Annotated in this window: 14 protein-coding genes, 1 tRNA gene and 1 pseudogene; 6 read left to right on the top strand and 10 right to left on the bottom strand. The window is 70.2% G+C overall.

The genetic code is table 11. The annotated features are described in order from the left end of the window. Window positions 1-40 precede the first annotated feature (40 nt). From lspA to RGD00_RS08225, 4 genes are all read right to left on the bottom strand, one after another. Window positions 41-541: a signal peptidase II gene (gene lspA / locus RGD00_RS08240; RefSeq protein ID WP_310456836.1), complete on the bottom strand. Its 501-nt coding sequence runs from the start codon at window positions 539-541 to the stop codon at window positions 41-43. A 2-nt stretch (window positions 542-543) separates the two neighbouring features. Further along, window positions 544-2,133: a bifunctional phosphoribosylaminoimidazolecarboxamide formyltransferase/IMP cyclohydrolase gene (gene purH / locus RGD00_RS08235; protein ID WP_310456835.1), complete on the bottom strand. Its 1,590-nt coding sequence runs from the start codon at window positions 2,131-2,133 to the stop codon at window positions 544-546. Window positions 2,134-2,145: 12 nt separating this feature from the next. Further along, on the bottom strand, window positions 2,146-3,894 hold the full coding sequence (locus RGD00_RS08230; RefSeq protein WP_310456834.1) for a heparinase II/III family protein: 1,749 nt from the start codon (window positions 3,892-3,894) through the stop codon (window positions 2,146-2,148). Window positions 3,895-3,974: 80 nt separating this feature from the next. After that, window positions 3,975-5,258, bottom strand: coding sequence for an RsmB/NOP family class I SAM-dependent RNA methyltransferase (locus RGD00_RS08225; RefSeq protein WP_310456833.1), 1,284 nt, complete (start codon window positions 5,256-5,258; stop codon window positions 3,975-3,977). A gap of 88 nt (window positions 5,259-5,346) precedes the next feature. Here RGD00_RS08225 and RGD00_RS08220 point away from each other — a divergent pair, with 88 nt between their 5' ends. Next, window positions 5,347-5,550 (top strand): DUF1674 domain-containing protein, encoded by a 204-nt coding sequence (locus RGD00_RS08220; protein WP_310456832.1) that lies wholly within the window; start codon window positions 5,347-5,349, stop codon window positions 5,548-5,550. Window positions 5,551-5,793: 243 nt separating this feature from the next. Here RGD00_RS08220 and RGD00_RS08215 read toward each other — a convergent pair whose 3' ends face one another. Together RGD00_RS08215 and RGD00_RS08210 are read right to left on the bottom strand one after the other, a co-directional pair. Next, a complete protein-coding gene (locus RGD00_RS08215; protein ID WP_310456831.1) occupies window positions 5,794-6,522 on the bottom strand; it encodes a response regulator transcription factor in 729 nt (242 codons plus the stop codon). Further along, complete coding sequence (locus RGD00_RS08210; protein ID WP_310456830.1) at window positions 6,512-8,488, bottom strand: PAS-domain containing protein; 1,977 nt, start codon at window positions 8,486-8,488, stop codon at window positions 6,512-6,514. The genes RGD00_RS08215 and RGD00_RS08210 overlap by 11 nt, the downstream gene beginning before the upstream one ends. Window positions 8,489-8,648: 160 nt before the next feature. Between RGD00_RS08210 and RGD00_RS08205 the strand changes: the two genes are divergently transcribed. Together RGD00_RS08205 and RGD00_RS08200 are read left to right on the top strand one after the other, a co-directional pair. After that, window positions 8,649-8,879, top strand: a complete 231-nt coding sequence (locus RGD00_RS08205) for a hypothetical protein (RefSeq protein ID WP_310456829.1) — start codon at window positions 8,649-8,651, stop codon at window positions 8,877-8,879. A gap of 139 nt (window positions 8,880-9,018) precedes the next feature. Next, window positions 9,019-11,499 (top strand): peptidoglycan-binding domain-containing protein, encoded by a 2,481-nt coding sequence (locus tag RGD00_RS08200; RefSeq protein ID WP_310456828.1) that lies wholly within the window; start codon window positions 9,019-9,021, stop codon window positions 11,497-11,499. Between the two features lie 85 nt (window positions 11,500-11,584). Here the strand turns inward: RGD00_RS08200 and ykgO are convergent, their stop codons facing one another. Together ykgO and RGD00_RS08190 are read right to left on the bottom strand one after the other, a co-directional pair. Then, the gene (ykgO, locus tag RGD00_RS08195; RefSeq protein ID WP_310456827.1) at window positions 11,585-11,710 is read right to left on the bottom strand and encodes a type B 50S ribosomal protein L36; all 126 of its coding nucleotides are present in this window, start codon (window positions 11,708-11,710) and stop codon (window positions 11,585-11,587) included. Between the two features lie 60 nt (window positions 11,711-11,770). Beyond that, a tRNA-Val gene (locus tag RGD00_RS08190) sits at window positions 11,771-11,845 on the bottom strand. 202 nt (window positions 11,846-12,047) lie between these two features. Between RGD00_RS08190 and RGD00_RS08185 the strand changes: the two genes are divergently transcribed. Both RGD00_RS08185 and RGD00_RS08180 read left to right on the top strand, forming a co-directional pair. Further along, the gene (locus RGD00_RS08185) at window positions 12,048-12,908 is read left to right on the top strand and encodes an N-formylglutamate amidohydrolase (RefSeq protein WP_310456971.1); all 861 of its coding nucleotides are present in this window, start codon (window positions 12,048-12,050) and stop codon (window positions 12,906-12,908) included. 279 nt (window positions 12,909-13,187) lie between these two features. Beyond that, a pseudogene (locus RGD00_RS08180) lies at window positions 13,188-13,999 on the top strand (IS5 family transposase). 11 nt (window positions 14,000-14,010) lie between these two features. Here the strand turns inward: RGD00_RS08180 and RGD00_RS08175 are convergent. Together RGD00_RS08175 and RGD00_RS08170 are read right to left on the bottom strand one after the other, a co-directional pair. Beyond that, window positions 14,011-15,267 carry a DNA polymerase IV gene (locus tag RGD00_RS08175; protein ID WP_310456825.1) on the bottom strand — a complete coding sequence of 419 codons (1,257 nt, stop codon included), beginning with the start codon at window positions 15,265-15,267 and terminating at the stop codon, window positions 14,011-14,013. Window positions 15,268-15,307: 40 nt separating this feature from the next. Continuing rightward, the gene (locus RGD00_RS08170) at window positions 15,308-16,636 is read right to left on the bottom strand and encodes an NAD(P)/FAD-dependent oxidoreductase (protein ID WP_310456824.1); all 1,329 of its coding nucleotides are present in this window, start codon (window positions 16,634-16,636) and stop codon (window positions 15,308-15,310) included. Between the two features lie 327 nt (window positions 16,637-16,963). Between RGD00_RS08170 and RGD00_RS08165 the strand changes: the two genes are divergently transcribed. After that, on the top strand, window positions 16,964-18,574 hold the full coding sequence (locus tag RGD00_RS08165) for an ABC transporter substrate-binding protein (protein WP_310456823.1): 1,611 nt from the start codon (window positions 16,964-16,966) through the stop codon (window positions 18,572-18,574). The last annotated feature ends 12 nt before the right edge of the window (window positions 18,575-18,586 follow it).

The raw sequence follows: 18,586 nt of genomic DNA, 5'->3' as shown, positions 1-18,586 counted from the left end.
CCGCTCTTCCCCGCCGTATTAGCGCAAAGGCCCCGTCACGTCACGGGGTCTTTCGGCGCGGCTTGCGGGCGGGCGCCTTGCCGCTGCCGCCGGAAAACAGCACCAGACCCATCGCGCCCGCCGCGATCGCCACATCGGCGACGTTGAACGCATAGGGGTTTTCGATCCCGCAGCAGGACATGTTGAGGAAATCCGCGACATAGCCATAGGCCAGCCGGTCCACCACATTGCCCAAGGCGCCGCCCACCAGCAGGCCCGCGGAAATCTGCGTCCAGCGGTTCTGCCTCTCGCGCCGGGCCCAGTGGACGACCCAGGCCGAAATCGCCAGCGCCAGCGCGATCAGCACCCACCGCGCGGCATTCGCGTCATGCGCGAACAGGCCGAAGTTGATGCCGCGGTTTTCGGCCCACCGCAGGTTCAGCAGCGGGTCGATCACATCGACCTCGCCCCGCAGCGGCAGGCGCACAAGGTGGATCACCGCCAGCTTGCTGGCCTGATCCAGCGCGAAGGCCGCGATGGCCGTCAGCCACAGCCGCCGCATCGTCAGTGCCGGAAATGCCGCTGGCCGGTAAAGACCATGGCAAGGCCGCGTTCGTCGGCGGCGGCGATCACCTCGGCGTCGCGCATGGATCCGCCCGGCTGGATGATGGCGGTCGCCCCGGCCTCTGCCGCGGAAATCAGCCCGTCGGCAAAGGGGAAGAACGCATCGGACGCGACGACCGACCCTTGCGTCAGGGGCCTCGGCAGGCCCAATGCCTCTGCCATGTCCTGCGCCTTGCGGGCGGCGATGCGGGTGCTGTCCACGCGGCTCATCTGGCCTGCGCCGACGCCGACGGTGGCGCCGTCGCGGACATAGATGATGGCGTTCGACTTGACGTGTTTGGCGACCTTCCAGGCGAACATCAGGTCTTTCAGTTCCTGTTCGGTGGGGGCGCGTTTCGTCACCACCTTCAGGTCGGCCGCGGTGATGGCGGAAACGTCGCGGTCCTGCACCAGAAACCCGCCCGCCACCTGCCGCCACGCCAGCCCGCCGGCCTGCGCATCGGGCAGCGCGCCGGTGGTCAGCAGGCGCAGGTTCTTCTTGGCGGCAAAGATCTCTCGCGCCTCGGGCGTGGCCTCGGGGGCGATGACGACCTCGGTGAAGATTTCGGTGATCTTGCGGGCGGTGTCGGCATCCAGCATCTGGTTCAGCGCGATGATGCCGCCGAAGGCCGAGGTGCGGTCGCAGTCGAAGGCCCTTGCATAGGCTTCGGCCAGCGTCGCGCCGCGGGCCACGCCGCAGGGGTTGGCGTGCTTGATGATGGCGCAGGCGGGGCCTTGGGCGGGGTCGAATTCGGCCACCAGTTCAAAGGCCGCATCGGTATCGTTGATGTTGTTGTAGCTGAGTTCCTTGCCCTGCCACTGCTTCGCCGTCGCCACCCCGGGCCGGTCCGACCCGTCAAGGTAGAAGGCCGCCGCCTGATGCGGGTTTTCGCCATAGCGCAGCGTCTGCGCCAGCGTTCCGGCAAAGGCGCGGCGGCGCGGGGCGGGCTGGCCGATGGCGCCCGCCATCCAGGTGGAAACCGCCGCGTCATAGGCCGCCGTGCGGGCATAGGCGATCTGCGCCTGCCGCTGGCGATAGGCATAGCCGGTGGCGCCGTCATGGGCGGCAAGCTGGTCCAGCAGGGTCGCGTAATCCTCGGGGTCCGTCACCACGGTGACGAACTTGTGGTTCTTGGCCGCGGCGCGGATCATCGCCGGGCCGCCGATGTCGATGTTCTCGATACAGGTGTCGTAATCGGCGCCTTTGGCCACCGTCGCCTCGAACGGGTAGAGGTTCACCACCAGCAGGTCGATGGGCTCTATCCCGTGGGCGGCCATCGCCACCAGATGTTCGTCGTCGTCGCGCAGCGCCAGCAGACCGCCATGTACCATCGGATGCAGCGTCTTGACCCGGCCGTCCATCATTTCGGGAAAGCCCGTCACATCCGCCACATCGCGCACCTTCAGCCCCGCCGTGCGCAGCGTCAGCGAGGTGCCGCCGGTCGAAATCAGCTCGACCCTCCGTGCGGCGAGCGCGCGGGCGAAATCGACCAGGCCGGTCTTGTCGGAAACCGAGATCAGCGCGCGGCCGATCGGCACGAGGTTGGTCATGGCTCTGCCTCCTCAGATGACCGGGTCGTCCCGGTCGAGATCGCGGATGGCCAGCGGCGTATCCTGCGCTTTCGCCAAGGTCCACCCCACCTGTGCGGCATAATCCAGCACCCTACCCGAAAGGATGATCTGTTTTGTCGCCCGCGGGGCCAGCCGCCCCTTTTCCAGATAGACCGAGGGTTCCAGCGACAGCCGCCCCGCGCCGTCATGGCGGAACACCCAGATCTCGCCGCTTTTCAGCGCCAGCGACACCGCGGTCCCGCCCATGTCGAGTGCCGCGTCCACATCCGGGTGCAGGTGGAACCGCACGGCGAAGGGCACGCCCGCCAGCCGCATCTGTTCCATCACCGTGTCGAACCGCTTGCGTTCCGTCGTGGTCGCGGCGCCGAGCGTATCCTCGCCCGCCAGCCTGCGGCCGTCGTTCGACAGTTCCAGCGCGCGGACATGGGTCAGCCCGTGGGTCTGCGACCAGCCGTCATGGCCCAGAACCACCGCATGCCCGCCGTTGCCCGCCGTCTGGCGCAGGTGGATGACATGCGCGCGATCCTCCAGCGCCAGCCGCGCGCGGCCCCGGCCCGGGCCCATGCGCGACGACGAAAAGCCGTCGATCGCCAGCGTGGAATGCGAGGCCGTGGCGCGCCCCGCCAGCGCCCAGTCCACCCCGAAGGGCAGGCCCGACCCGCAGCTGACCACCACCGGCCGGCGGCCCGAGGTCAGTTCGAACGCAAGGGTCGAGGCATGGGCGCCTCCCGCCGCGCCCCCGCCGGGCGGGTCGGCGGCGTCGATGATGATGCTGGTCCGCCCGCCCGACAGGCGCAGATAGCCCATCGCCGGCCCGCTTGCCGCCAGCGCCCGCACCCCCGATTCCGCCAGCGCGTGGTCGAGCCGCCCCTCCATCCCCCTTCCGCCGCCGTGGAACCGGGCCAGCCCCCCGTCGGCATGGCGCAGCGCGCGCAGCGTGGGGGCGATGCGGGCGATGGCGTCGTGCAGCGCGGTGGGCGCGGACTGGCCCGCCTCTGCCAGCGCCTGCGCCGCCCCGGTCAGAAGGGTCAGCACCTCCAGCAGTTCCTCGGGGTTGCGGGTGGGGATGCCGCCCTGCGCGTCGATTTCCTGCCCGCATTCGCGCGCCAGCGCCGCCACCGCCGGATCCACCAGCGGCGACAGCCCGTCCAGCGACAGCGCCGCGCGCGTCAGGCCCGCCAGCGCCTCGAACCGCGGCAGGCCGGGGGCGGCGGCGGACCAGCGGCGGGCCAGATACCGGGCCTGCCGGGTCAGGGCGGTATAATAGCGGTCGGCCTCTGCCCGGTCGCGGCCCTGCAACAAGAGCGCGGTATGGTTGATCCAGCGGACAAGCCGCCGCCCCGTCAGGTCGGGGACCCAGCCCGGCCCCTGCCCGGTGCCGTAACGGTCGATCCAGTCGAACAGCCAGTCCTGCGCCCGCGTGCGCGCCTGCGGATCGGCCACCGCCGCCAGATCGTCGAGCCAGCCGAAGCCCTGCGCCGCCGCCGTGAAGCCCGGTTCCGGTGCGGGCACATCCCACAGCGACAGGCCCGGCGCCTCGACCAGCACGCCGGCCAGCAGGAAATTGCCGGCCAGCAACTGCCGCCCCCGCGCCACCATGCCGATGGTGCGCGGTTCGGGCTGCGCGACGAATCCCACCGCCGGCCGGCCAAGCCCCGCGCGCCATGCGGCGATGCGGTCGCGCAGGCCGGGTTGCGGCGCGTCCTGCCCGGGCTGTGATGCCTGTTCCGTCTCCGCCATTGCCCTGCCCCGGCGGGTTTGCCCCCCGCTTTCTGCCGCGGGAACCATAGCGGCGCGGCCCGTTCCTGTCACCGTTTCAATCAGGCGCGCCGCCGCAGCCGGACCATGAAGAACCCGTCCATGCCCCCCCGGTCGGCCCACATGTCGGGCCGCAGCCGCAACCCGCCGCCCTTCGCGCGCCATGCGGGGTCCGCGCCCGGGGGCATCGCGTCCTCCACCTCCACCTCCAGCGGATGGCGGGCAAGGGCGGCGGCCAGTTGCCCCTCGCCCTCTTCGGGCAGGATCGAGCAGGTACAGAACACCAGCCGCCCGCCCGGGCGCAGCCATGCCAGCGCGCGGTCGATGAGCCGGGCCTGAAGGGCGGCCAGATCGGCGATCCCGGCGGCATCCTTGACGAAAGGCAGGTCGGGGTGGCGGCGAATCGTGCCGGTGGCGGAACAGGGGGCATCCAGCAGCACGGCGTCGAAGGGCTGCGCGGGTTCCCAGACCAGCGCATCGGCCGCCACGCAGTCCGCCGCCAGCCCGGTGCGCGCCAGATTTTCCGCCACCCGCGCCATGCGGGCGGCGGATATGTCCAGCGCCGTCACCCGCGCGCCCGCCGCCGCCAGTTGCATCGTCTTGCCCCCGGGGGCGGCGCAAAGGTCCAGCACCCGTTCGCCCGGCGCGGGCGCCAGCAGCCGCGCCGGGATCGCGGCGGCGGCATCCTGCACCCACCAGTCGCCGCCGTCATAGCCCGCCAGGGCCGACACCTGCCCCGCCGCCGCCAGCCGCAGGCTGCCGGTCGGCAACAGGTCGGCGCCGAGCCGTTCGGCCCATTCCGCCGCCTGCGCAGGGTCGCGCGGCGTCAGGTCCAGCGGCGCGCCTGCCGCATGCGCGGCCTCGATCCCCGCGACGGCGGCCCGGCCCCAGGTGCTGCGCAACGGCGTGCGCAGCCAGGGCGGCAGACGCTGCGGCGGCAGGGCGGCAAGGGGCGCCTCCATTTCCGCCACCCGGCGCAGCACCGCGTTCACGAATCCCGCCTGCGCGGCGGTGGCCCGGTTGCCGCGGGCGATGGCGACGGCGGCGTTGACGATGCCATGCGCGTCGGCGGGCCGTTCGGCCAGTTCCACCACCGCCAGCCGCAGCAGGTTGCGCAGCATGGCGGGCGGGGGCTTGCGCAAAAGGGGGGCGAGGACAGTATCCGCAGGTTCCAGCCGCCGCAGGGTGGCCAGCGCCAGCCGCTGCGCGCGCGCCCGGTCCTCTGCCGCCAGATCCGCCAGCGGCCCCGCCGCATCGGCCAGCACATCGGCCAGAAGCCGCCGCGCCCCCAGCACCTGCCCCAGCACCGCCAGCGCCGCCCGCCGCGCCGCAACCCCTTGCGCCATCCCGCGCGCCCCGCCTTGCCTGATCCGCCCCCCGGGTATATCACGCGGGCAGCCGAGACAAGGAACGCCGCAACCGCAGGGGGCCCAGATGTCCGACACCGATCCCGCCACCCCGAACGCCGAACCGCGCCCCGACCTGCCGCCCGCCGCCCGCCGCGCGCTGGCCGAGGCAGAGGAACGCCGCCGCAAGGCCCGCGCGCTGGACCTGCCGCCCGAACTCGGCGGCCGCGAGGGGCCAGAGCCGGTCCGTTACGGCGATTGGGAACGCAAGGGGCTGGCGATCGACTTCTGATGCCGTTGCGGCGAGGTGGGCGCCGGGGCGCTGCCCCGGACCCCGGGATATTTATGGACAGAAAATGAGCAGGGAAATCCCTCCGCCCGGCGGCGGTGCGGGTGGAGCGTGCAGGGGCCTTCGGCGGGGATATTCAAGTCCAGCCTGAAGATGCAGACCGCGCCTTTCGTGCTGGAATGTACTGTTCTTCAGGCTGGCCCAAATATCCCGGGGGTCCGGGGGCTGGCCCGCGGCGCGGCCCTCTCAGTCCCAGTCCACGTCGCCGAGGAAGATATACCCCGCGCCATAGATCGTCTTGATCAGCCGGGGGTTGCGCGGATCCTCGCCCAGTTTGGTGCGCAGGCGCGACACGCGCACATCCATCGCGCGGTCGAAGCTTTCGCCCGCGGTGCCGCCGAGCGCCTCCTGCATCTGCGCGCGGGACAGCAGCCGTTTGGGGTTGTCGAGGAACAGCCGCAGCACCTCGCCCTCGGCATGGCTGAAGGGGGTTTCCATCCCGTCGCCGCCGATCAGCATGTAGCGGTCGAAATCCGCCCGCCAGCCGGCGAAGCGCACCACCTGCCCGCTGCGCCCGGCGCCCGGCCGGGGGGCCTTGCGCAGGCGGGCGCGGATGCGGGCGACGACCTCGGCGGGTTCGAACGGCTTGATGATGTAGTCGTCCGCGCCCAGTTCCAGCCCGGCCACCCGGTCCTCGACCTGCGCGCGGCCCGAGATGATGATGATCGTCGCCCCCGATTCCAGCGCCAGCCGGTGCACCACCGCCAGCCCGTCGCTGTCGGGCAGGCCCAGGTCCACCAGGCAGACCTCGGGCGTGCCGTCGGCCAGGGCGGCCTCGAATTCGGCGGCGCTGGCATGGGTGGTGACGTGATAGCCCGCTTCTTCCAGCGTGGCGGCAAGGATCCGGCGGATGTCGGCCTCGTCGTCGAGGATGGCGACATGGGGCAGCAGCGTTGCGCTCAGGTCATTGGGCATGGGCGGGTTCCGTCGAGGTGCCGGGGGCGGTGGAGGAAGGCGGCGGCAGCGCGGCGAGGGCCGCGGTCAGCGCCGGCGCGTCGAAGGGTTTGGGCAGCAGCGGGAACCGCGCCTCGGCGCGCTGGCGCAGCGGGTGTTGCTGCGGCAGCGATGTCATCAGGCAGATCTGGAGCGGCAGGCCGCGGGCGGTCAGCGTTTCGGCCAGATCCACCCCGGTCATGGCGCCGGGCAGCATGATGTCGCTCAGCACGGTGTCGATGCCCGGCAGGTCGGCGAGGTCCAGTGCCTCTTCGGCGCTGGCGGCCTCGATCACGCGGTGGCCGAGGCTGCGCAGCATGCCGCGCACCGATTCGCGGATCTCGTCCACGTCCTCGACCAGCATCACCATGCGGCTGCGGTCCTGTACCGGCGCGGCCGGGCGCAAGGGCATGCGCAGGGCCACGCGCGCGCCGCCGCCGGGGCGGTTCGACAGGTCCACCGTGCCGCCGGCGATCTTGAGGTGGTCGTTCACCATGGCGAGCCCGAGGCCCGAGCCCTCGCCCCCCTTGGTGGTGAAGAACGGGTCGAGCGCATGGTCCAGCGCCTCGGGGCTGAAACCGGGGCCGTCGTCGCTGACCGCGATTTCGACCCCGCCGTCGGCCGTCAGGCCGGTTTCCAGCCGGATCGTCCCGCCCGCCGCGCCCATCGCATCGCGCGCGTTCAGGATCAGGTTGACCAGCGAATCCTGCAACGCCCCGGTGTCGAGCAGATGCCGCCCCCGCACCGGCACCGGCCCGACCTCGAGCCGGATATGGTCGGGCAGGGTGCCGCGGGCCAGCACCGCGGCCTCTTCGATCACCACGGCCAGTTCCGCCGGCGCCTGCCGCAGCGACCGCCGCCCGGCGATGGATCCGATCCGGTCCAGCAGCACGCCGCCGCGCCGCGCCGCCGCCAGCGTCGCCTGCACCAGATCGCGGGCCGGGGCCGGCAGGTCCATGCGGTCCAGCCGCGTCTGCAACCCGAGGATGATCGTCAGCAGGTTGCCGAAATCATGCGCCAGACCCGAGGTCAGTTGCGCCGCCATCTCGCGCTTGCGGGTCTGGGTCAGCGCCTCGCGGGCCAGCGCCTCTTGCGTCACGTCCATCGACAGGACGTAGACGCCGTTGATCGGCCCCTCGCCGATGCGGTCGGGGGTGAAGGCCGAACGGATGCGCCGGCCCGTCACCGGGTCGGTGAATTCGAACGCGCTCGGCTCGCCGTCCAGCGCGAGGCGCAGGTTGGCCTCCAGTTGCGCGAAGGCGCCCTCGCCCAGGACATCGACGCAATCGCGGCCCACGATGTCCGAGGGCCGCCCCGGCAGCACCTTGCCGAGCCGCCGGTTGGAAAAGGTGTAGCGCAGGTTGCGGTCGAGATGCGCGATATGGGCCGGCATCATTTCGGTCGTCAGGCGGGTGCGCGATTCGATCTCGGTCAGTTCGCGCTTGGTGGCCTGAAGCGCGGAAAACTGCGCCGCGAGTTCGCGGTTCGCGTGGCCCAGCCGTTCGGCATGCGCCAGAAGCTGATCCGACAGCACCTCGGACCGGGTGCGCAGCAGGGCCTCTTGCAGCTTGATCTCGGTGATGTCGGTATAGACGGTGACAAGGCCCCCCTGCGGCAGGGGCGAGGCCTCGATGGCGATCCAGCGGCCGTCGGGGCGGGCGTGTTCCATGTAGTGCGGCGCGGTTTCGCGCGTCTTGGCCATGCGCCAGCGGATGATCTCTTCCACGCTGCGATCCAGCCCGTATTCGCCCCGTTCGGCAAGGAAGCGCACGGTGTCCTCCAGCCCCGCGCCGATGGTGACGAAGCGGTCGGGAAGCTGGAACATCTCCTGATACCGGCGGTTCCAGACCGCCAGTTGCAGGTCGCTGTCGAAGATCGACAGGCCCTGCTGGATCAGGTTCAACCCGGCGCGGATCAGGCCGTCGCGTGCGTCATCGGTCAGCGGCATGAGGTCCTCCGCCCCAATGCCTAGCATCGGGGCGCGGCGCGACCAAGGCCCGGTGCGCCGCGCCGGATGAATTCCCGGTTATGAATGCGTGTTGACTCGCCCCCTGCGACAATCTTAACTCTGCGGCAAAACGGCGCAGCACCGCGCCCGGGAGGAAAGAATGAAGAAATTCTGCGCCATCGCCTGCACCGTGGGCTTTTCCGCGTTCTGGATTTTCGGCGGGCTGGCCGTGATCGGGCTTGTCACCGGGCAGGCGGTGGGGATGACGGTGCTGGCGCTGTCGGGGATCGGCCTAGCGGTGGGTCTGGGGGCGCGGCTGGCGCTGGTGCAGATGACGCGCAGCCTGCCGCGCGGCACGCCGGTGCGTCAGCAGGAAACCCCCGCGGGCTGAATGCCCCCCGGCGATCTTGCGCCGATTTTCCGCCCGCCCGCGCGGGAACATTGTGCGGAAGCCGTGGGTTACTACATTCGTTGATGGCGGTCGGCTGTCCGCGACGGGCAGGCCGGGCGCAGTGCGAATGGGGGGATGCATGCGTGTTCTGGCCTTTCTGCTGATGCTGACGATGGCTGCCCCCGCCTTTGCGCAGATGCGCGCGATGGTGGTGGTGAACGGCGATGCGCCCACGACGCAGGCCCGGGCGGAACCGGATGCGCCGGGGCTGGTGTCCGGGTTGCAGGCCGCGGGGTTCGGGGTCTGGGCGGGGGGCGACATGACCACCGCGCGGATGCGGGACCTGCTTGAAGGCGTGCATGCCGAGGGCGAACCCGCGTCGCGGATCCTGATCCTGCTGGCGGGGCGGTTCGCCCATTCCGCCAGCGGCAACTGGTTTCTGGGCGCCGATGCCGACCGGCCCGGCCTTGCCGGCGTGGGCGGGCAGGGGATCGACCTTGCCGCCGTGATGGAAATCGCCGCCGCCGCACCCGAAGGGGGCGCGGTGGTGTTGCTGGGCGAAACGGCGGCAGAGGTGCCGCTGGCCGCCGGCCTGTCGCCCGGTGCGGGCGCGCTGGAGGTGCCGGAGGGCGTGACGGTGATCCGCGGCCCGGTGGCCCCTGTGGTGGCCTTTGCCCGTGATCAGCTGTTGCGCCGCGGTACGGTGCCGGCCACCGCGCTTGCCTCGCGCGCCGATCTGACGGGCGAGGGGTATCTGTCGCGGCAGGCGCCCTTCCTGACCGTGGACGGCTATTACCCGCCCGCGCGCGACACCACCCCTGCGCCTGCGCCGACACAGGCCGAACTGGAACTGCGCGACTGGAACGCCGCGCGCGCCGCGGGGACGCCGGATGCCTACGACCGCTTTCTGACCGCCTGGCCGAACGGCGCCCATGCCGCAGAGGCGCGCCTTGCCCGCGACCGGCTGGCGAACGATCCCGTGCGCATCGCCGAACGGGCAGAGGCCGCGCTGACGCTGAGCCGCGATTCGCGCCGGGCGATCCAGGAGGATCTGGTGACGCTCGGCTACAACACCCGGGGCGTGGACGGCATCTTCGGTGCGGGCACCCGCACGGCGATCACGGCGTGGCAGCGGGCCTCGGGCCTGCCCGCGACGGGCTATGTGGACAGCGCGCAGATCGCCCGGCTGCGGTCGGAGGCGGGCGCGGTGCGCGCGCGGCAGGACCAGCGGCCGGATGAGCGGGCCTATTGGGACCAGACCGGCGCCCTTGGCACCGCCGCCGGGGCGCGGGCCTATCTGGACCGTTTCCCGACGGGGCTGTTCGCGGCGACGGCGCTGGCGATCCTCGCCGTGCTGGCCAGCGACCGCGACGACGACCGCAGCGACCGTTCCGACTGGGACCGGGCGCTCTACTACGACACTGTGCAGTCGTATCAGCAATATCTGCAACAACACCCGCGCGGGGCCTTTGCCGCGAACGCCCGGGCGCGGATCGCCGCGCTTCAGGGGGGCAGCGACGCGCGCGATCACGCCGCCTGGGACCGGGCGCGCAACATCGACACGGTGGCCGCCTATCGCGACTACCTTTCCGCCTGGCCGCGCGGGATCCATGCCTATCAGGCGCGCAACCGGATCGAGGTTCTGGAAAGCCGCGATGACGGCGCGCGCGAACGGGTGGCGTGGCAACGCGCAGAGCAGCGCGACACCGTGGATGCCTACCGCGCCTATCTGGCGGATTTCCCGCGCGGCGCCCATGCCGATCAGGCCCGCCGGCGGATCGACCAGTTGCAGGGCGGCCAGAACGACGCCGCCCGCGAAGCCGCCGCCTGGGAACGCGCGATCCAGCGCGATACGGTCGAGGGCTATCGCGCCTATCTGGCCGACTGGCCGCGCGGGGCGCATGTGACGCAGGCCCGCCAGAGGATCGAACAGTTGAGCAGCCAGAACGACACCGCCCGCGAACAGGCGGCCTGGGACCGCGCCCGCAACCGCGACACGGCGGATGCCTACCGCGCCTATCTGGCGGACTGGCCCCGGGGGCCGCATGCCGCAGAGGCCCGCCAGCGGATGGAACGCTTGCAGGGCGAGCAGGACGCGGCATCGCGCGAAACCGCGCGCGAACAGGCGGCATGGGAACGTGTGGATGCGCTCAACACCTTGCAGGGCTATCGCGGCTATCTGGCGGAATTCCCGCGCGGCGTGCATGCCGACACCGCCCGCCAGCGCATCGCCGTGCTGGAACAGGGCCAGCAGCGGGAACAGCAACAGCAGGACCGCCAACAGCAGCAACGCGCGGCGGACAGGGCCGCGTGGACCGCGGCGCGCAACGGCGATTCGGTGGCGGCCTACGAGGGCTATCTGCGCCAGTTCCCGCAAGGCGCCTTCGCGCAGGAGGCCAAGCAGCGCATCGCCCGCCTGACCGCGGCAACCCCCCCGCGCGAGGCGCCGGGGCTGGTGCCCGAACCCCGCCCGCCGCAGGTGCGGGGGCCGGGCCGCAACCCCGATCCGCCCGCGGCCGACCGCCCGCGCGCCACGCCGCCCGGGCAGGGCCAACCGCCGCAGGCCGATCCCGAACAGCGGCGGCTTCCGCCGGTGCAAAACGAGGCGGGCGGGCCCTGACGGGGCGCCCCCGCGCGGCGGGAACAACGCAAAAGGCCGCCGGGAAACCGGCGGCCTTTGGTATTTCGCCCAAGACGGTGCGCGATCAGCCCTGACGGGCCTTGTAGCGCTTCTGCGTCTTGTTGATCACGTAGACGCGGCCCTTGCGGCGCACGACCTGGCAATCGCGATGACGCTGCTTGAGCGAGCGGAGCGAGTTCGCAACCTTCATCGGTCCTCTCCTTTCGCGGCGCAGGTGCGCCTTCCCAAATGACATGCCCCGAAGGGCGGATGGTGGGCGCGACAGGGATCGAACCTGTGACCCCTACGATGTCAACGTAGTGCTCTACCGCTGAGCTACGCGCCCGTGCCGCATTCCCGCCCTTGCCGAATGGCGCAGGCAGTACCGCGTCGGTGGAGGGTCTATAGAGGGAGTCGCGGCGCTGTTCAAGGGGGCCGGATGTGCGGCCGCGCGAATTCCCCGCCGCATGACGCCGCGCAACCGCATGACCAAACAGGCTTTCGGGGCCGCGGGCAATCCGGCTATACCTTCGGGATGGAGGATGGCGATGTCGGCAGCGGCCTATGACCTGTTTCTTCCCGCGGCGCGGACGACGGCGGCGATCTTTGCCTCGCCGCATTCGGGGCGCGACTATCCGGCGGCGCTGCTGACGGCAAGCCTGCTGGACGGGCTCGCCATCCGGTCGTCCGAGGATGCCTTTGTCGATGCGCTTTTCGCCGATGCGCCGCGGTTGGGCGCGCCTTTGCTGGCCGCGCGTCTGCCGCGCGCCTGGGTGGACCTGAACCGCGCGGCGGATGAACTGGACCCCGCGCTGATCGAGGGCGTGCGGCGCGGCGGGCTCAACCCCCGGGTCAGTTCGGGGCTGGGGGTGATCCCGCGGGTGGTGGCCAACGGGCGGCAGATCTACAGCGGCCGCCTGACGCTGGCAGAGGCGGAATCGCGGATCGTGCAGGTCTGGCAGCCCTATCATGCCGCCTTGCAGGGGCTGATCGACGAAAGCCGCGCGGTGTTTGGCGAATCGCTGCTGATCGACTGTCATTCCATGCCGCATGACGCGATCGCCGCCCATGCCCGCCCGGGGCGGCCCGCGCCAGAGGTGGTTCTGGGCGACCGTTTCGGCGCCACCGCCTCGGCCGAGGTGATGGATCTGGTCGAGGGGGCGTTCGCGCGGGCCGGCTTCCGCGTGGCGCGCAACAACCCCTTCGCCGGGGCCTATGTGGCGCAGGCCTATGGCCGGCCGTCGCGCGGGCAGCATGTGGTGCAGGTGGAAATCGACCGCGCGCTCTACATGGATGAAACCCGCGTGGCCCCGGGGCCGGGTTTCGCGGAAATCCGCGCCCGGCTGGCCGGGGTGGTGGCGGAAATCACCGCCTTCGGCCGCGGGGCCGAGGCGCTGGCGGCGGAATAGGCCGGGTTCAGCTCCGCCGCTCTGTCTGGCGAAGGCGCGTGCCTTCGCCATCGCGGTGCAGATAGCGTTGCCCCGGCCGGGGGCCCCAAGCCCCCGGCCAGCGCCCGCCCCGCCCATGGCGGGCGCTTCTCGCCCGCCGGGGCAGGCGCCGGCCTATCCAGTTTTCCCGGCATCTCCGTTTCCAGTGGCGCCGTCGCGCGACGGGCGGGGAAACGCAGTGCGTTTCCTTCTCCCGCCCGGCCCGAAGGGGGTAATCCGCCCTAGGTCACATACCCATAAATGGGATTCCCAATCTTCGGGGGCTGTGATTCACTTCCCGCGGGTGGGGAGGTGGTCATGGGTCGCTTTGATCTGACGGATTTCGAGTGGTCGGTGATTCAGCCTCTGCTGCCGACGAAGGTGCGGGGGGTGAAGCGTGTGGATGACTGGCGGGTGCTGAACGGCATCTTCTGGCGGTTGAGGACGGGTGCGCCCTGGGCCGACATTCCAGCGCGTTACGGGCCCTATACGACCTGCGTGAACCGCTTCAACCGCTGGCGCAGGGCCGGCCATTGGGCGCGCATTCTGCAAGCCGTGTCAGAGGCTTACAATGGCGATGTCCAGATGATCGACTCCTCCTCGATCCGGGTTCACCAGCACGGGGCGAATGGCCCGAAAAAGGGGGGCGATCCGATCGCATGGGTCGCTCGCGCGGCGGGCTGACGACGAAGATCCACGCTCTGGTGGATGCGGCGGGCCGACCGATCCGGCTGAAGCTGACCGCCGGACAGGCCCATGACGGACGCTCGGCGGTGGACATGCTGGGCACGGTGGGGCCGGGCCAGACCCTGCTGGCGGACCGCGGCTATGACGCCGACTATCTGCGCGAGCCCCTGGCGGCGCGGGGCGCGGTGGCCAACATCAAGCCGATGCCGGGCCGCAAGCGGATCCCGGCCTTTGATCGGACACTCTATCGCAGGCGCAATCTTGTCGAGAGGTTCTTCAACAAGCTGAAGCACTTCCGCGCAGTCGCCACCCGATACGACAAGACCGACGAAAACTTCCTCGCTTCCGTCCACCTCGCCGCTATACGCATCTGCTTGAGGCAATAGGAGTCGGTGACCTAGCGCAGCGCGCGGCCCTTGATGATCGCCTGCGCGCCGAACCGGGCGCGGATGGCGTCGGTCGCCCGTTCCGCCGCCGCCCGGCGGCCTGCGCCGGGGTCCAGCAGGTCGCCGGTGGTGTCGGCGGCGCTTTCGGGCGTCAGGTCCGACAGCCCCACCCCGATCAGCCGGAACGGCCCCGCCTGCGCCGCGCCGCCGTCGAACAGCACCCGCGCGGTGCGATAGATCCGGTCGGCGATCTGGGTGGGGGCGGGCAGGGTGGTGCGGCGCGTCACGATCCGGTGGTCGGCGCGTTTCAGTTTCAGCGTCACCGTCCGCCCCGCCAGCGCCTTGGCCTTGGCGCGGTCGGCCACCTGTTCGGCCAGCCGCCACAGATGGCCGTCCAGCAGGTCGGCATTGGCGGTATCCTCGTTGAAGGTGGTTTCCTTGGAAATCGACTTGACCGGCGCATGGGCATTGACGCGGCGCGTATCCTGCCCGCGCGCAAGGTGATAGAGCCGCTCGCCCGTCTGGCCGAAGCGCGCCACGAGGTCCCCATGGTCCCACCGGCGCAGGTCGGCGAGGGTGCGGATGCCGGCCTGTTCCAGCGCGCCCTGCGTCGCCAGCCCCACGCCCCAGATGATGCGCACGGGTTTCGTTTCCAGAAAGGCATCGGTTTCCGCCCGCCCGATCACCGAAAACCCCCGGGGCTTGTCGAGGTCCGACGCGATCTTGGCGAGGAACTTGTTGTGCGAGAGCCCCACCGAGGCGGTGACGCCCAGATCCGCCTCTATCCGCGCGACCAGCCGCGCCAGCATCAGCGCGGGCGCCGCGCCGTGCAGCCGTTCGGTACCCGTCAGATCCAGAAACGCCTCGTCCAGCGACAGGGGTTCGATGGCGGGGGTCAGATCCTCCATCATCCCCCGGATGGCGCGCGAAACCTCGGCATAGACCGCCATCCGGGGCTTGATCACCACCGCCTCGGGGCAGAGCTTCAGCGCCTGGAACATCGGCATGGCCGACCGTACGCCGTTGATCCGTGCAATATAACAGCAGGTCGATACCACCCCGCGCTGGCCGCCGCCGACGATCACCGGGCGGTCGCGCAGGGTGGGGTCGTCGCGCTTTTCCACGCTGGCATAGAAGGCGTCGCAGTCGATATGCGCGATGGAGAGCGCGGTAAGTTCCGCATGCAGCGTGACGCGCGGCGACCGGCAGGCCGGGCAGCGCGGGCCCGGCGCATCGTGTAGGGTCAGGCAGGCGCGGCACAGCAGCATGGGCCGATTATGCCCCGCCCGCGCGCGCCGGTCCACGGGATCAGAAGGCTACCGGCCAATGCTCGATGGGCGAACCGTCGATGAAGCGGCTGTGGCGGAAGGGCGTGATGTCGACCATCGGGGTTTCGCCCGCGACGATCTGGGCCATCAGCTCGCCCGCCGCCGGGCCGAGGCCGAAGCCATGGCCGGAAAAGCCGGTGGCGATGTAGAAGCCGGGCTGGCTGTCCACGCCGGAAATCACCGGGATCGCGTCGGGGCTGGTGTCGATCCATGCGGCCATGCGTTCGGCCACCTGGATTTCGCCCAGATGGGGAAAGATCCGCCGGATATTGGCCAGCGCCCGGTTCAGCACCTTGTCCGACGCCTTGGGCCGCAGGATGCGCACCTTTTCGAACACCGTGCGCTGGTCGAGCTTCCAATGCGCCGCGGTCAGCGTTTCGCGCACCGAGGCTTCGCCCACACGGAACAGCATGCCGCGCCATTCGTGTTTCAGCGCCGGGATGTAGTCCTTGAAGTACCGGAACCCGTCCGGCGTGATGTCCACCGGATTGAGCGCGCGCATGGAAAAGTTGTAGCCGCCATCCAGCCGCTGGCGGAACCCGAAGCCGGGGCCGGAACCGCAGCCGATGGGCCCGCCCGTCAGCGGCCGGGTGCGCGCGACCTGCGACAGGATCTTCATCTGCGGCAGGCGCACGCCCATGTTGCGGGCAAAGAAGGTGGACCAAGACCCGCCCGCCAGCACCACCGCGTTGCAGCGGACGGTGCCCCGTTCGGTGACGGCATGGCTGATGGTGCCGGCGCTGGTTTCGACCCCCCGCACCGCGCAGGCCTCGACGATATGGGCGCCGGCGGCGCGGGCGGCGGCGGCGATGGCGCGGGTGGCCAGATGCGGTTCGGCGAAACCGTCGCTGGGCGTATGCAGCGCGCCGGCCCATTTGTGCGTGGCGCCCGGCGCGATGCGGTCGATTTCCGCCTGCCCGATCAGCCGGGTGTCCAGATCGTAGGGCGCGACCGCCTTCATCCAGGGGTCATAGCGGGCGGCGTCGCCTTCCTTGTCGAAGAAATAGGTGATGCCGCGCACGCGAAAACCGGTTTCGGTGCCGCAGATGGCGTTGAGATCCTTCCAGATCTCCATCGCGCGGATCATCAGCGGGATTTCCCGCACGTCGCGCCCCATCTTGCGCACCCAGCCCCAGTTGCGGCTGGATTGTTCCTCGCCCAACCCGCCCTTTTCGCACAGGACGACCGAGAGGCCCTTCTTCGCCAGAAAATAGGCGGTGCTGACGCCGACGATCCCGCCGCCGACGATCACGACATCGGCCGCGGGCGGCAGGACGTCGAAGTTACCGGAATGCTGTGCTTCGCCCATGTTTTTCCTGCGGAATTGCCGGCCATGCCCGACCGGCGCACCGCGGCGGCGGCATGGGACGGCCGGTCCCGCCCTGCGTATTATATAACGTGCGTGGTGTCAACATATGCACAATACCTATTGCACATTATATTTAACCGGAGGCTGTGGCCCGCTTCCGGCGGCTGACATATAACAGTTCGTCATTCCAACTTTACGTTGACTCGATAAAAGCTATGTCATACGCATGTTGACGTGACGGCTGCACGCGCTGGACCCGGGGGCAGGTTCCAAGCCGCTACCCCCCTGCCGGGCGGTCGCATGGTGTTCCCCTCGGAGGATGTTCGCATGGCAGCCCTGTCGACTAGAATGCATCGCCGGACCTTTCTCGGCACCACGGCCCTTGGCGCGCTCGCCCTGGCCCTGCCCGGGCAGGGATGGGCGGCCGATCCCAAGCCCGGCGGGATCGTCACCGTGGTGGCCTGGCCGCCGCCGTCCTACCTGACCTCGGCGATCACCACCGCCGGGCCGGAAACCAACCTCGGGGCCAAGTTCTTCGACGGGCTGGTGGACTATGACTTCGGCATGGTCATGCGCCCGGCACTGGCCGAATCCTGGGAGGTATCCGAGGACGGGCTGCGCATCACCTTCAACCTGCGGCAGGGGGTGAAATGGCACGACGGCGCGCCCTTCACCGCCAAGGACGTGGCCTTCACCTTCATGGAGATCCTGAAGGTCCACCACGGCCGCGGCCGCGTGACGTTCGAACCCGTGACGGCGGTGGAAACCCCCGACGACCACACCGCGGTGCTGGTGCTCAGCCGCCCGGCGCCGGCGATCCTGAAATCGCTCGACGCGGTGGAATCGCCGATGATGCCGGCGCACCTGTATCAGGGCACCGACATCATGCAGAACCCGCACAACACGAAACCCGTGGGCACGGGGCCGTTCAAGCTGGTGGAATATACCGTCGGCGAAAGCATCGTGATGGAACGGAACCCCGACTACTGGGATACCGGCAAGCCCTATCTGGATCGCGTCGTGTTCCGCTATGTGTCCGACAGCGCGACGCGCACCGCGATGCTGGAAACGGGCGAGGCCGATCTGGTGTCGTTCAGCATGATCCCGCCGCTCGACGTGCTGCGGTTGCAGGCGGATCCGGGCTTTGCGGTCACGCAGAAGGGGTATGAGACCATCCTCAGCATGGCCTTCATCGACTTCAACCTGCGCGGCCCGATCCTGAGCAACCCCAAGGTCCGGCAGGCCATCGCCCATGCGATGGACATGAACTGGCTGCTGGAAAACGTCTGGTTCGGCTTCGGCTATGCCGCGACGGGGCCGCTGCATCAGGAACAGGCCGATTTCTATACCGCCGAGGGCGTGCCGACCTATGCGCCCGATCTGAAGAAGGCCGAGGAACTGCTGGACGAGGCGGGCTATCCGCGCGGCAACGGCGGCCTGCGGTTCGACCTGACCATCGACCCGCTGCCCTGGGGAGATGAACCGCTGCGCGCATCCGAATACATGCGCGAACAGTTCCGCCAGATCGGCATCAACCTGACCATCCGCACCGCGGACATGGCGGGCTTCGTCAAGCGCATCTACACCGCGCGCGATTTCGACATGAGCATCGTCGTCGGCACCTCGGGCCCCGATCCGACCATCGGGGTGCACCGTTTCTTCGTGTCGTCCAACATCAAGGAGGGCGTCGCCTTCTCCAACGGGTCCGGCTATGCCAACCCCGAGGTGGACCAGATCCTCGAAGCCGCGCGGCTGGAGATGGATCTGGACAAGCGCAAGCAGCTCTATGCCGATTTCCAGCGGATCGTGATGACAGACCTGCCGTCGCTGCCGATGATCGCCACCAACCGGTCCAGCGTGTCGAAGGCCGATGTGCACGACCACACGGTGGGCGCGATCGGGTCGTTCGGTTCGCTCGCGCACGCCTGGCGCGGCTGATGACAGACTGCC

Origin of the sequence: Ruixingdingia sedimenti, from assembly GCF_031432425.1 — a bacterium.
GTDB lineage: Bacteria > Pseudomonadota > Alphaproteobacteria > Rhodobacterales > Rhodobacteraceae > Ruixingdingia > Ruixingdingia sedimenti.
The sequence above is the reverse complement of the archived record's forward strand: the minus strand, read 5'-3'. Positions and strand labels throughout refer to the sequence as shown.